The 14,795-nt window shown below is 32.6% G+C and carries 8 protein-coding genes and 2 pseudogenes; 6 read left to right on the top strand and 4 right to left on the bottom strand.

Annotated features, from left to right (window positions below):
* Positions 1 to 144 precede the first annotated feature (144 nt).
* On the bottom strand, positions 145 to 1,074 hold the full coding sequence (locus GQR59_RS12020) for a helix-turn-helix domain-containing protein (RefSeq protein ID WP_160065151.1): 930 nt from the start codon (positions 1,072 to 1,074) through the stop codon (positions 145 to 147).
* Positions 1,075 to 1,312: 238 nt separating this feature from the next.
* Between GQR59_RS12020 and GQR59_RS12015 the strand changes: the two genes are divergently transcribed.
* The gene (locus GQR59_RS12015; RefSeq protein WP_160063048.1) at positions 1,313 to 2,221 is read left to right on the top strand and encodes a DMT family transporter; all 909 of its coding nucleotides are present in this window, start codon (positions 1,313 to 1,315) and stop codon (positions 2,219 to 2,221) included.
* 620 nt (positions 2,222 to 2,841) lie between these two features.
* Here the strand turns inward: GQR59_RS12015 and GQR59_RS12010 are convergent.
* Entirely contained in the window at positions 2,842 to 5,265 is a 2,424-nt protein-coding gene (locus tag GQR59_RS12010) for a diguanylate cyclase (protein WP_236546754.1), read from the bottom strand.
* A 1,204-nt stretch (positions 5,266 to 6,469) separates the two neighbouring features.
* Here GQR59_RS12010 and GQR59_RS12005 point away from each other — a divergent pair.
* The 5 genes and pseudogenes from GQR59_RS12005 to GQR59_RS18695 form a co-directional block, all read left to right on the top strand.
* Positions 6,470 to 8,623, top strand: coding sequence for a tetratricopeptide repeat-containing diguanylate cyclase (locus tag GQR59_RS12005; RefSeq protein ID WP_160063044.1), 2,154 nt, complete (start codon positions 6,470 to 6,472; stop codon positions 8,621 to 8,623).
* Between the two features lie 116 nt (positions 8,624 to 8,739).
* Positions 8,740 to 9,150, top strand: coding sequence for a hypothetical protein (locus GQR59_RS12000; protein WP_160063043.1), 411 nt, complete (start codon positions 8,740 to 8,742; stop codon positions 9,148 to 9,150).
* A 133-nt stretch (positions 9,151 to 9,283) separates the two neighbouring features.
* Positions 9,284 to 10,147 (top strand): DUF6279 family lipoprotein, encoded by an 864-nt coding sequence (locus tag GQR59_RS11995; RefSeq protein WP_160063041.1) that lies wholly within the window; start codon positions 9,284 to 9,286, stop codon positions 10,145 to 10,147.
* A 794-nt stretch (positions 10,148 to 10,941) separates the two neighbouring features.
* Positions 10,942 to 11,256 (top strand): DUF4144 domain-containing protein, encoded by a 315-nt coding sequence (locus GQR59_RS11990; protein WP_160063039.1) that lies wholly within the window; start codon positions 10,942 to 10,944, stop codon positions 11,254 to 11,256.
* Positions 11,257 to 11,502: 246 nt separating this feature from the next.
* Positions 11,503 to 12,153: pseudogene (locus GQR59_RS18695) on the top strand (IS982 family transposase); the annotation flags it as partial.
* An 11-nt stretch (positions 12,154 to 12,164) separates the two neighbouring features.
* Here the strand turns inward: GQR59_RS18695 and GQR59_RS18690 are convergent.
* Both GQR59_RS18690 and GQR59_RS11980 read right to left on the bottom strand, forming a co-directional pair.
* Positions 12,165 to 12,353: pseudogene (locus tag GQR59_RS18690) on the bottom strand (IS982 family transposase); the annotation flags it as partial.
* A 421-nt stretch (positions 12,354 to 12,774) separates the two neighbouring features.
* Complete coding sequence (locus GQR59_RS11980; RefSeq protein WP_160063037.1) at positions 12,775 to 14,634, bottom strand: DUF294 nucleotidyltransferase-like domain-containing protein; 1,860 nt, start codon at positions 14,632 to 14,634, stop codon at positions 12,775 to 12,777.
* Positions 14,635 to 14,795: the final 161 nt, after the last annotated feature.

The raw sequence follows: 14,795 nt of genomic DNA, 5'->3' as shown, positions 1-14,795 counted from the left end.
ATAATTACGCTTTAAATGAAAGCTATTTATTAAATAGCTTTATGGGATGGCTTTATTAAACAGCGTTATTGAATGACTTTATTAAGCCATTTTATTAAACCATTTTATTAAGTAATCCTTAACTGTTTTCGGACCATACCGTTTTTAGTTGCTAATCACACCTCGATATTGACGAGGTGATACCCCTACTACTTTTTTAAAGTATCGTCCCATATGACTTTGATTAGAAAAACCGCACTGAAGCGCTATGTCAGTGATGCTTTCTAATTTATTGTGCAGTCTTAGTTTTACTTGTTCTATTCTAATACTTAACAAATATGCTTGTGGTGTTTGGGCTAAGCTTTGTTTAAACATCCTACAAAAATGATATTCGCTTAATTGTGCTAACTGAGCTAACTCATTGAGGTAAATTTGACGATGAAAGTTAGCTTGCATGTAATCACAAACTAATGCGGTAATCTTAGGTGACAAACCTCCTTTGATAGGCGCTATTAGCTTAGTGATCCCCATGTTCTGTATCATCGATACTAATATTGTATTGGTGATTTGTTCCATCGCAAGATGGTCATCTTTACTATGCCAATTACTCGTAGCCATACAGTGTCTAAATAAGGCTTCAGTAGCGATATCTGTGGTAAAGGTTAACTCAGGTAGTTGTAACATGCGTGGGTCAATATCAAATACTTTTAAAGCAAGTTGTTTGAGATAGTCATCATTAAAGTATAAATGCATGAACTGTTGCGTTTGCCCAAGCTGCCAATGACTTTCTGAATCCTTTGGCATTAAACAAAATTTACCTGGTGCCCCAAACCCTGAGCGAATATCAGTACGATGTGTTTGGTAACCTCCAGTCATATATAAACTTAAGGTATGTTGCTTTTTATTTATATAATACACATGGTCATTTTCATTTTGATAATGTGCCCATGATAATGCATCCGTTAAAGACCTTTCTCTTAAACAGATTTTGTTAACTGATTGCTGAAAGCTGGTATTGGATGTCTCAACATGTAAATGGGTTTTTTTTGTCTCAATATGACCCACCTCAATACTGCTTACATTAGTGTCATTCATCAACATTGCATCAAAATGCCTCTATATAAAATACTTGTTGTTATAGGAGTGATTATAAAAATAGATAAGAAAATACTAACACTAATATTAAATAGCTCAACTTATACTCTTCTTTACGCGTTGCTATTGATTATAAAACCGCAATATCGTGTTAGTTTTAATGTGATTGTGATATTTCTTATTGGTTAAATCCTGCATGATGAAATTCAATGATAAGTTTTATTATTAAGGGCAAAGGATGTCAGTATTACTTTATATATCAATGGTTTTTATTTGGGGATTGTCGTGGATATCGATTAAATGGCAGCATGGCGATGTACCGATGGAAGTGTCTATTTTTTATCGTTTTGCTATTGCTGCGATTATTATGTTCATCATTGGAAAGTGTTGGCGAAAACTTCAACCAGTAAAACCAAGAGATCAATCTTTTTTAGCACTACAAGGTATATGTTTATTTTGCTGTAATTTTTTAGCCTTTTACAGTGCAACCTTGTATATCCCGAGCGGTTTAGTGGCTGTCTTTATGGCGACAGCTCCAATTTTTAATGCGGTGCATAGTCGTTTCTTCTATCAAACTAAAACCAGTGCTAACTTTTGGTTAGGTGCGGTGTTGGGATTAGCCGGCATTAGTTTATTATTTACCGGGGATTTACTGAAAACAGACTGGTCACAGAATACCTTATACGGGCTGTTCTTTGCTCTTTTAGGTACTTGGTGTTTTTCAATTGGTAATATGCTCAGCATACGTAATACAAAAAATAATATTCAACCTTTTACTGCAACCAGTTATGCGATGCTTTATGGGTGTGCTGCATTATTATTGATCATTTTAGTTCGAGGGCTGCCTTTTGAATTTACAATGACCACTGAATACATAGGCAGTTTATTGTATCTCGCTATTCCTGCTTCTGTGCTTGGGTTTACTTTTTATCTTATCTTGGTTGACCGTTTAGGCGCGAGTAATGCTGCTTATATATTAGTGTTAACACCGATTGTGGCATTAAGCGCCTCTGCTGTTTTTGAAGGTTATCATTGGACATTACTTTCAACACTTGGTTTGGTGTTAGTAATATTAGGAAACGTATTAACCCAGCGGAAGAAACCTTTATTTTCTCGTTTTAAACAAGCGACATTACAACCAAATTAACAGATATTTTATGTACTCTAATTATTGATAGTGATATTGGTAATTAGCGTTCCCTTCAATATCTCATGATAGTTTATTAACTTATAAAAATGATTGTTTTAGTACTGTTTAAAACTGATTATTTGAGTCGTTCCCTTAGTCGCTCTCTAAATGCGATGACAGCAGGAGTGACTTATTTTCTACTTGGACAAATTAAGTGAAGTTCTACGGAAGGTGATTGATAATTTGCCAATAATTGTATTTATTTACCATTACGTAAATCTTTCGAAATATCTATTTTAGAACGATAGGCAATGCCTTTACTGTTAATGGCCCATCGTTTCACAATATCTGTATCGTTACTTACCTTATTACTTATAACTTTAATTTTGTAGTTTTGCGATTTATCTACATATTGCCAATGGCTAAATAAACGACTGTCTCTTCTGTGCAGTAAGCAGTGATAGTTTTTTAAATAGTAGGATTATAAATAAGCAGTTACACAATTTTTATTACAGTCTAAAATAATGATGTTGTATCGATCTTCTTATCCGAAATTTAGGTTACTTAGATTGATTAGTATAACTAAGCTGATAATGAACTTTAAAAATAAAGCTTTTATTAATGCTGACATTGTTAGTTTATTTTTTTATATCAGACTCTTCTTGGTCAATTATTTGAACTTGATTCCTTCCACCTTCTTTAGCTAGATATAGCGCAGAGTCTGCTTTATCGATAAGCTTTTCTAAAGTTTCTCCTTGTTGATACTGGCTTGCCCCAATACTAATGGTGATATTGATAACGGTATCTAATGTGTCTGTGTTATATGGGTTTTTTTCTATAATTCGTCTGAGTTTTTCAGCAACTTTTGAACTTTCATCAAGATTTGTTTTTGGCAATAATAATATAAACTCTTCACCGCCATACCGAGCAAATAAATCATCAGCTCTTAATTCTTTTTGTATATTGCTTACAAAATATTTTAATATTCTATCGCCAGTTAGATGACCGTAAACATCGTTTACTTTTTTAAAGTAATCAATATCTATTAGTAATATAGATAATGGGGTATTAAGTAAATTAGACTCCTGAAAAAACGAATCAGACTTTTCTAACAGGTAGTGTCTGTTAAAGATCCCAGTTAAACTATCTCTATAGGCTACACTCTGTAATAGTTCTTTTGAGTGTTCTATTTTTTTTGTTCGTTCTTGAATTTTTAACTCAAGACTTGCGTTCAAATAGAGTAATGCTTTGGTTTTTACTGCTACTTTTCTATTGAGTTTTTTATTCAAGCTATTTAGTACATGTTGCCTATATATAAAAGCGGAAATAATTACTATCACTATTAATAAACTCCACCACAATATGTCGTAATTTACTTTCTCTACATATTTGACTAATGTCTTTTTTTCGGTAATGTTATTAATTTGTTCTTGAGACAAGTTTTTTACTAATTTATCAAAAATATTCAACAATAAGGGGTCATCATTTCTGACCGCTATTCCCAATTCTCTATCTGGAGCAAATTTTCCACTGACTTTAAGTTTTCCTAAATACTCACTTTCTAAGAACAAGCCAACTGTATCCAAGCTGCCGATAAATCCATAAAGGCTACCATCAATGACTTTTTGAAGACCGTCTTTTATAGTGTCAACTTCAACTAAAATTATTTCAGGGTAGTCTTTTTTTATAATTTCTTGGTGCGCATATCCCTTAGGTACACCTATTATTTTATTAGCTAAAAGTGTGAAATTATTAATGAAAGGGGAGTTTGTTTTGGTCACTAGTACGCGAGGGTATACCAAATAAGGAGAAGTAAAGTTAAGGTACTTTTTCCTTTCAGGGGTTGAGCCTGCTAAAGAAAGTAAATCACATTTCCTTTGTTGAGCAAATTCAACAGATTGACTCCAAGAATCGGTTTTCACGGTTTCTAATGGGACAGGTAGCTGTTCTCTAAAAATATCGAGAAACTCAGTATTGATACCGATATGTTTTCCATTATCATCGAATCCTTCGTAAGGTAACCAGTTAGGGTCGATACAAATGGTTATTTTTTGTATTTTTTCTAAGTAAATTTTTTCACGTTCAGTTAGGAATATAGTTGGTTTTTTAGGATCATAAATAAGTTGTGTAAAATCAATTGCGTCTTTTTCAATGCCTAACACTTTGTAAAGTTCGAAGCTTTTTCTTATTTTGTTTTCGTTGATCGATCCAATTTCTGTCGTATTTAAATAAGCTAGTTTTTTAACTTCACGGGCTTCGAACAGCAGTGCTTCTTTAGTTAAATTTTGCTCATTATACTTGTCGAATACGATATCCACGGTTTCAGCTATATTATCAAACGCATATTGCCATCCTCTTAAAGAGGCCTTTCTGAATGCCTTAGCTGTATCAATATTATTGGCCATAAAGTGTTCGCTTGTATATAAAAAGTCACTATATAAATCAAATCCATAGTCTTTTGGATTGAAAATATTGTACTGCACTCCCTTTTTTTCTAAATAATATGGAGCTCTAGATATATAAGCAGACATCAGGTCTGTTTTTTTATTGATTAAGTCTTCTATGTTGTGAGAGTGATTTAAAAAAATCAAATCATCTTCTTTAACATTATTAGCATTAAGCATTGCTTTTAATGATGCTTGTTTAGCATCGGCAATGCTAGCCATCACTCTTTTATCAATAAATCTCGCAAAAGAATCTATCTTTGATGCTTTAGTGCTTAATAATACAAGTGGACTTGATTGGAATAATGCATATAGAAACACTATTCTTTTACTATGTGACTTTGAGAGAATGAGGGTTTCTTTTGCTACTGCAAAGTCAATGTCTCCATCAGCAACTTTTTGAGGAGTAATAGGCTGATTTTTAACGTCGAAAGGTTTTATGTCAACGGTTAAGCCTTCTTCATTATAGAAACCTTTTTCTTTAGCCATGTAATAACCAGCAAATTGAAATTGCTCGTACCATGAGAGTTGCAATGTTACCTGTTGTAACTCTTTTGCAAATAGCGAGTTACTAAATAATACAAGTAAACAAATAGACAGCCTTATAATTCTAGGCACTAAAGAATTCCTTTTCTTTTTAAAATATTCAAATCAAAAGATAGTAGATAAAAAACCAATAAGACAATATAAATATCAAAAATGGTAAATAGTTGACTATATCATGTGTTTGTCGTTTATTTATAATAATTTGATTGATAAAAGCAAAAGAATAACCAATAAGAGTTATTGTTTGTTGTTGAATTTATTAATGTTAAAAGCACTCACTAAATATTTCTTTTTAAATGGGTTGATGTTGTATCTATTAAATAAATTATTATGAAAAAGATAAATAATGAATATTATATAAAATTTAAAGTCTGTTAATAAGTTTTATAGATTAACAATACATTATGGACTGTTGTCAGTGTGATATAAAAGTACAACTAAGTTTTCCATATCATTTTATTCTTAAACCTAGTCTGACTTAAGCCTTTCATTAATTTTACATCAATAACCTTTGTCTCAAATTAAACCACTTTAAATCAACCTCTTTAAGTCATATCTGGTATTTATTATTGTCATTAAATAGGAAATATTAAGGAAGGATCAGAATGATTACTTGGAAGTTTTCAGTTTAAAGCTCCAATTCAGTTTAAACCATGTTTCAAAATCAATGGTAGCTAGCATTAAATTAGTTTAAATAGTTATAAAAATGACAAATTGACTAAAATAAGATAAATTATTGCATCTTTATTGTTTATTAATAAAATACTACTAATGTAAGTGTCAGGTATTTATCATTCTTGTCATTATTCAGTATTAGTAAATGTTGAATATAAAGCTTTTCTATATTTTTTAATCTGACAGTTATGTGTGAAATTTAATTCATCGTGTACCCCCCAGATCTTAAATTACACATTAGAATCTTTAAATATATTTACTTTTAACCTATTTGCGGTTATTTCCGTAAAGGACAAATATTTAGGTAGTAACTATGCGGTTTGGCTCAACCCTATGCGGATTTTCTCTTACACTTTTCTTCGGTCGAGGTGAAAGTGTTTATATTACAATACTTTTGGCCTCTTTTAAGCAATTATTTGCCAGTTATACCATTCGATTTTTCCTACTTTTTACTCTTGTTTTTTTTACTAGTATTGTTCATTCACAAGAAAATTCACCTCAAGTTTCTATTGCACAAAGTGAGTTCTCTGTATTAACAGAAAAAGAACTGATAACTGAAGCTGCGTCTCAACTAAACAGTAATCGAAAACAAAGTATTATTTTGGCGAAAAAAGCACTTCAACTTTCTGAAAAGAATAATAACGAAAAAATAACCGCTGATGCTCACTCACTTTTAGGGGAATTAGAAAGAAAACAAAAGAACACTAAACAATCAATGTTTCACTTTTTACAAGCCTCTAAAATATATGACAAGTTAGGCGATAAAGAACAATATATAATTACTTTTGTCGCTTATATAAATTCATTCTTAGATCAAAAGCTTTATTACCAAGCGAATGAGAAAGCAGATGATATTATTTCTATAGCAAAAGATTATGGAAAACCTTTCCCTATTGCCTTAGCCATTATTGTTAAAGGCAAAAGTTACTATCGACAAAAGCATTATGAAAATGCAATTGAACAATATATTGAGGCCTTAGCGTATCTCAAAGGTAATGACAGAGTTGTTCAAAAAGAGCTTGGTGAAACTTATACTAAACTAGCAGAGTCATATAAACGCCTAAAAAATAGAGAATTAACTGCCTCTTCTTATAAAAATGCATTAGATATATATACGACAATACAAGATCGTAAGCTGATGGCTCGCACGTTAAATACGCTGGCAGAGGCAGAACGATATCTTGGTCATTATAACATTGCACTTGATTACTCAATGAAAGGATTAGAAGTACATAAACAAATTAATGACCCTGTTGGAGAAGGGAAAGCTTTAATGGGGGCGGGCATTATTTATCGGTATATCGGTCTTTATGAAAAATCATTGGAATATATTTATAAAGCTCATCTATATTATCAGGAAGTCAATAATTCAAGCGGCATTGCAAAAACATCGAATGAAATAGGCCTTATTTATACTCGATTAAAAGAGTTTGAACAGGCTAGATCATTTTATCATTTAACAATTGATTTACCTGAAAAAGAAGTCAATGCTAAAACAATGGCTTCTGCATTACGAGAGCTCGCGGTGATAGACCTTAACTCTGGGAAATATGACTCAGCTAAGGAAAAAATAAAAAGAGCGCATATCATTTATCAAAGAGAAAATGAAAAATCCAATGAATCCCTGACTGCTCGTATTCTTGCTAATATCTATCGTGCTGAAAAAGATGATGAAGCCGCTATTATTTATTACAGAAGATCTTTGGATATAGCAAAAGAAATAAAAAGTGAAATATACCAAATTAAAGCACAAATTCCTCTCGCTGGGATGCTTATTGGCAAAGACGACGAAGAAGCCATCAAACTACTAAAAGCCTCATTAGTTTTATCAACAAAAGTTAATTCTACTTCTCATATGCTTTATGCTTATCGTGAATTAAAAAAAGCAGAAAAATCACGACAAAATTTTAAAGCATCTTTAAGTTATGCAGAAAAAGAAATCGAGTTGTTTAGGCTAATACAGAAAGAACGAGAAGATAAAGAGATCGTCTTAGTTAAAGCTAAATTATACTCACATAAAAAAGAAGTAGAGTTAGCTGAATTAAAAGAAAAGACACGACTTGATCAACTTGAAATAGTAAAGAAAAACAATGAAATAGAACTGTCAAAACAAGATCAGAAAATTGCTGAATTAGAATTAACTAAAAATAAATATGCTAATTTAATTTTAGTGACTTTGCTATTAATTTGCTTATTTACTGTGTGGTTTATTTATCGCCAATTTAATCATTCACGAACGCTTAATAGAAAGCTTGATTACTTAGCTGCGCGTGACCCTCTCACCAATTGTTATAATCGCCGCACTTTGTTTGATCTTATGAATCAAAGTTTTGTTGATTTAGAATCGCTTGGTGAGTATTGCGTTATCATGGTGGATATCGATCGTTTTAAAGAAGTTAATGACACTCATGGACATAATGTAGGTGATACTGTTCTTCGCGGAATTGCAAATATATTGCAAACAGGTGTGCGCCAAGATGATATTACCGTTCGTTATGGAGGTGAGGAGTTCTGTCTTGTATTGTCAGGTGTTGTGCCTGAACAAGCGATGCGAATTGTAGAGACTATACGCAAAAAAGTTGAGGCAAGTTATTTTGATGGAGTCACTGTTACCTGTAGTTTCGGTGTGACATCTATTCAATTTAATGCTCAAACACCGGCAGAGTTAATTCATCAAGCTGACTTAGCGTTATATAAATCCAAACAAAATGGTCGTAACAAAGTGACTCTGTGGAATGAAAAACTGGGCAAGTAGGTGCTAAGGTATTGTATCTTTTGTAGATATAACTTGTTAAAGGGGCTTTTAATACGATAAGTTATTGACGTTATGAATTTAATCATTCATTAATTATCTATTGGGAGTGTCTCATATTGAACCATATCTACGTACCAGTACTGGCCTCAACCATTAACCGCTTGGGGAAAACAAGTTATTCAACCTTTAATGATGTGCAGTATTCTGTCCAAGACTATAACGGGTTATTTATCACGGATAGAATGGATGCCCTTAATTTTCGACATCGAATGAGTGAACCAGGTTATTTTAGCTCATGGCATGTTGCTGGTGACCCAACGCTTATTATTGTTCGTTCAGGTATATTACGTATAGCTTTGCGTAATGAAGACTATCGAGATTTTAAGGCGGGTGATATTTTTATTGCCAAAGATCGTCTACAAGAAAATGAAGTTTTTGATTTGAACATTCATGGACACACAGCCGAGTTAATAGGTGATGATGTGTTGCTTGCACTTCATATTAAGTTAGCTGAATTAAAGAAATAAACATTTGAGAATAAATACTATTTTTTAAATTAAAATTGTTAATACAGGCACTTTAACTTTCTAATTTACTAATTGGTTTAGTCATCATTATTTTGAATGCATAGTTAGCCATATAAGAAGGATCTCTCTGAGAATGAAAAATTCAATTTATGCTTTTATGTTTGTAATTATGGTGTTTAGCATCACTTCATGTAGCACAAAGTTAGCTTATAATAATTTGGATTGGCTTGCTTCTTGGTATGTAGATGACTATGTCAATTTAACTGACATACAAGAAGATGAGTTTGATACTAAGTTAGATGCTTTTTTGGTGTGGCATAGAAATATAGAGCTACAAAATTATATTCTTCAAATTAAAGCTATCCAAGCTGATTTCAATAAAGGCGTTACCCTTTCTGATATTGAAAGTTATGTTACGTCTGTAAAAACCTTTTTAGAAGTTGCTTTAACCAAGGCTGAGCCTGAAGTCGTTGCGTTGGCTTATTCCTTAAGTGATAAGCAAGCTGCTAGTTTTTTAGTTGAGTTTGAGCAACAGAATCTTGATAAAATTGAAAGGTTTGAACAAGAAAATAAAGAAAGACGAACAGAGAAGAGGCTTGAAAAGTTTGAAGAACAGTTGAGCTCATTTATTGGAAGATTAAATGCACAACAAAAGAAACTCCTTAATGATGGTAATAATCAATTATTATCTAGTTTTCAAGAACGTATTGAATTTCGTCGTCACTGGGCTGGTTCAATAAGAAAAGCTTATGTAATACGAGCTCGAAGCTTAGGCGATACTGAAAAGAAGAAAAAGGGCTTTGAACTAGCGTTAAAGCAATCAATCCTAGAGTCAAATTTATTACGCTCAGAGAGATATTCAAACATACTAGAGCATAACCAAAGAGTAAGGATTAATACGTTAGAGAAAATCGTAACTTCACTGGATGAAAAACAATTAAAACACCTTAATACCAAGCTAAATGAGACGATAGATGACTTCGAAGCGTTACTCTAGTTTTAACCTCTTTTAACCTCTTTTAACCTTGTCGCCTTCCTTATTTATGTTCCTTTTAATATTAATGATTGCAGCTATATTTTTTATGTTACTCCCAAATAAAAAAGGGCTGTTTCTCCTTATACCGATTACATTAAATAAGTGATCTAAATTTTGCGCAGGAAAAATGACTTAGTTCAAGGCGAAAATTGAGCTAAATGGTGTTCCCTTTACGAAATTTACAACGAAGAAATAAGTTATTTTAACAAGTAAAATAGATAACTTAATTAGTGTGATTGGTATTACAATACCAATTATATTAAATAACCTCAGTTCTGGATAAAAAAGCGATATAACACCGCTATTTCCACGGATTTCTGCATTAAATTATCTCTCAATAACCCGTTATTGCTTCAATAATTCACCTTGAACTACGCAAACCAACGGTACTGACTAGATGACTTTATAACCTTTTAATTTTAAATATAATTTTTATTTCGTCAACCAAAGTTGAGGTTAAATAAGTGATTTAAGTTTAGCGCAGAAAAAATGACTTAGTTTAAGGCGTAAGTTGAGGCCTTTCGAAGATTAACTTCGTTAATTGTGTGTCGGAGAATTAACTATAAAATGTTAATGCATTAATGCATTAATGCGTTAATGCTTCAATAAGTGTTACCTTTACGAAACTTACAACGAAGCAATAACGGATTATTGTAAGAGGATTTAACACAGAAATGCGAGGAAATAACTGTTCTGTATTGGTTTGTTTATCCGTAATTTAAATTATTTATGTATCTATTTATTGAGGAGTGTTAATGGTTTCTTGGCCTTGTTTATTAACCCTAGAAGGGGATGATGAACTTATTTATTTAGCTGAAAATGCTGATTTCATAATTGAATGTAACGATCTTATTTTTACCGATGACGACTACATTATCGACTCTACAGGGCAGTGTTACTTAATTGAACCTAACCTCAATTTACATAAATCAGAACAACGCCTGTCTACAAATCAAGTAACTGATTTAATACGCTCACATGAGTTTAGCAAAGCACAAGTATGTTTAACTAAGATTTATTTTATGGATGTTGAGGAAGCTGTTAAGTCGATGGCTTACGAGGTTAAATAATATGACTTCTTTGAATGCATTGTTGCAGTATTTTTTATGCTTGGAGTCTAAATAACCTCAGCTCTGGATAAGCAAAGCGATACAACACCGCGGCTTACGCGGATTTCTGCGTTAAATTATTTCTCAATAACCAGCTATTGCTTCAATAATTCGCCTTGAACTACGCAAAACTAACGGCACTGTATGGTAATTATTATAACCTTTTGATTTTAAATATAATTATGGTTTCATTAACCAGAGTTGAGGCTACTTCGCTACACTCGGTTTCTGGAAGTGATGCCTTCTGTATTGGTATCACTTAGCGCTTACTTCACCTTCCTTAAAGGAAAGCCAACGGCATTGAGTTTATTAACTCAACAAGTATCAAAGTTTGCCACAATTTAAGAATCCGAATACACAAAGTATTTGCTGATTCTGCAAAGCGAGGCAAAGGTACAATGGGATGGTCCTATGGATTTAAATTACACATTATTGTTAATCATTTAGGTGATATTGTCGCAGTCAAACTGACAACCGGAAATGTCGATGATAGAAAGCCAGTACAGGCGTTATCAAAAAGTTTATTAGATAAACTATATGCTGAAAGGTTATATCAGTAAAGTGCTTTAAGTAGACCTTGCAGAGGATGGCGTAACACTTATCACAACTCAAAAAAGAAATATAAAACGCAAAATATTATCCGCTTGGGACAGAGCGATGCTTTCAAAACGCTTTATTATTGAAACAATTAATGATCAACTAAAAAATATTTTGCAAATAGAGCACTCTAGACACCACTGCCTACATGGGCTTATGTTGAATTTATTAGGTGGTCTAATCGCTTATTGCCTTAAACCACAAAAGCCTTCTCTAAATATTACAGATATAGAAAAAACAGGTTTAATAGCAATGTATTAACCCGATCTCAAGTTAAGTAAGTTTGGGAAATCATTATGATGATAGCATTGCACAATGCCGATATAAAAATTTTTAAAATCTCGGTGATATGACATGTGAAAAGCAATAATAATTGTCATTATTTCACTGGCACTCATACGACTTTGCCTATTGCGCTTTCTTTCTCCACTTTCAATTAAGTATTTCTACCATTGAGGCATAAAAACAGCACAAAAATCATCGACACTAACTTATTCATAGCTAACTCCTTGCGATTTGTTGTTTCTTGGTCGAAAGGTCAGATCGTGGAGTTAGCTTTTAGTTCAATTTTTATCCCGAGCTCAGGTTATTTAGCTTTTTTGTGTCAAAGTAGAGGAAATGGATAAATAGGGGCTTAGGGATAATATTTTTCTATGAGCAGAATTATAGCTTAAATTACATTATATCAATCTCGCTAATTAACTGATCTCTTGCACTGGTTAAAATAACTCATAGTTTGGTAGTCAGTTTGGTAGTAAGTTTAGTAGTAAGTTACGTAAAGGGAATAACGATTAAAACATTAATCTCTTTTGGTTAATTCCCAGGCAGACGATTAACGAAGGTAATCTTCGAAAGACCTTAACTTACGTCTTAAACTAAGTCTTATTTTAGATATTTCATTTTAAGTATATTTTGGAAATTCGAAATAATACGAAACGAGTCTTTTAAATGCTGGCGCTCAAAACTACCAAATAAATTAGGTTTTAATAGATTGTCTATTTTAACGTTATTTTCAATGGACTGTTGCTGATGTTGATACCTTAAATGAGTGACATACTGGTAGGTGCCAATCAAATCTTGGTAGGTAGCTTTATTTAATATTTTGGCTTGATATAACCATTTGATTCTATCACTGGTATTAATATCTCTACAGTCATTGATCACTGCATAAATTCGAGCAATATCGACAATACACCCTATCGCCGCTTTTTTGATATTAAGTACGTTGTTATTGTTACCATCTTTTTCTAAGACTAAATTTTGAAAAATACCAAGAGGAGGGCGAGTTCTTAATGCATTTCTAACCAATGCGATTGTTAATGGAAAATTATAAGTAATCTGTTGATGACGATGGGCATCTATTTCTCTAAATAATGATTTATCACCATATATATGGCGGATCTCTATAAACACATTCAGATTTAATAATGATTCATACTCAGGTTTTTGGCTCCATGAATCGTAATACTCTTTCCATACCTTAATGTTTTGACACCACTTTGGTGTCGCAGCCATAAAGCGTCCTTTGCATAAGGTATAGCCAAGTTTGGATAAGCCTTTACACACTGTCATCGCGACATGATTAAAATAAATGCGGTCGGATTTTGTTGCGTTTTTATCAAGAATTAATGCATTGTCTTGGTCTGAAGCTAGGTGGACTTCGTTACGGGCATGGGAGCCTGCAACAATCCAAGAAAAAGCACAGGGTGGGGTACCAAAGTTTTCAATGGCTAATTCAATTAATCGACAATTAAAAGCATCATAAATAGTCGTCAAAATTTGTGCTACTAAACTAGATGAAGAGGTGCTCTCCATTATCTCTTTAAAAGCTGCATTACGTTGTTCGGATAACGAAATAAGTTGTTGTAATGAGCTAGCGTGACGAATTTTATTCACCAAATAAATACTTTGTACACCACTGTTTTGTATCAAATCTTTAGGTGTAATATAGCCAATAACATGCTGTTTTTTATTAATAACAGGGATGTTTTGAATGTTGTACTTTGTCATTAACTGTACCGCTTCCATCACCAGTTCATTTGCATAAATGGTATGTGGGTTTTCTGTCATGACGGAACCGATAGGTTGCTGTACATCGAGCGCTTCTGCAACAACTCGTTGAGTAATATCTTTATCGGTTACTAAGCCAATTAAGGTTTTATCTTCAGCGACAATAAAAGCACAAGAGATACCCGTTATATTACGCATTTGATGTGCAACACTTTGAATAGTGTCATTAACTGAAACGAGTACTAATTTACTACTCATTACATCGTCACATGGACGCATATATTGATGGAATGAATGTCGAGAATCATCCGCTTCAGTGGTCGTCGCTTTTAAACGAGTACGTAAACTTAAATCCAGCTGACTTAATATATGTGGATAGTCATTGATTAGTTTTACTAAGGATTCGTAGTTAAACTGATAAAGTAGAGTATTTTCAATAGCAGTAATTGAATAATGCTCAGATCCATCTCCTGGTTGCTGATTAAAGCCAAAGATATCATCATTACCGAGTTTGGAACGTAAACTTCCATCGGGGTTATTTTGTTCGATTATTCCATTACGAATAATGTAAAGGTATGAAATATCAGGATCATGATTTAAAATTTTACCCGCATTAAGCTGAATAATCTTAACGGTATCGGCTATTTCTTTAAGCGTATCAGAGGATAATTTGTTAAAAGAAGGGATAGTTTGTAAAAAAGACACGATGTCAGGGAGTAGTTCATTATTCATATTAACCATGCTTTTTATTGTTGACTTTTTCTAGGTGAAAACTAAATGTTATTTGATTTTAAAGTCATGCTACAGCAATTTATCATCATAAAGTACCTTGTGGATTTGTAACACTAATAAATTACTCGATGAATGTTAAATCAAGTCATGCAAACCATATT

It is taken from the genome of Psychromonas sp. L1A2, from assembly GCF_009828855.1.
In the GTDB taxonomy this organism is placed as follows: domain Bacteria; phylum Pseudomonadota; class Gammaproteobacteria; order Enterobacterales; family Psychromonadaceae; genus Psychromonas.
The sequence above is the reverse complement of the archived record's forward strand: the minus strand, read 5'-3'. Positions and strand labels throughout refer to the sequence as shown.

Coding starts and splice junctions, on each gene's coding strand:
- GQR59_RS11980 (WP_160063037.1), bottom strand. CDS start 14,634: ATGAATAATGAACTACTCCCTGACATCGTGTCTTTTTTACAAACTATC.
- GQR59_RS12020 (WP_160065151.1), bottom strand. CDS start 1,074: ATGAATGACACTAATGTAAGCAGTATTGAGGTGGGTCATATTGAGACA.
- GQR59_RS11995 (WP_160063041.1), top strand. CDS start 9,284: ATGAAAAATTCAATTTATGCTTTTATGTTTGTAATTATGGTGTTTAGC.
- GQR59_RS12015 (WP_160063048.1), top strand. CDS start 1,313: ATGTCAGTATTACTTTATATATCAATGGTTTTTATTTGGGGATTGTCG.
- GQR59_RS11990 (WP_160063039.1), top strand. CDS start 10,942: ATGGTTTCTTGGCCTTGTTTATTAACCCTAGAAGGGGATGATGAACTT.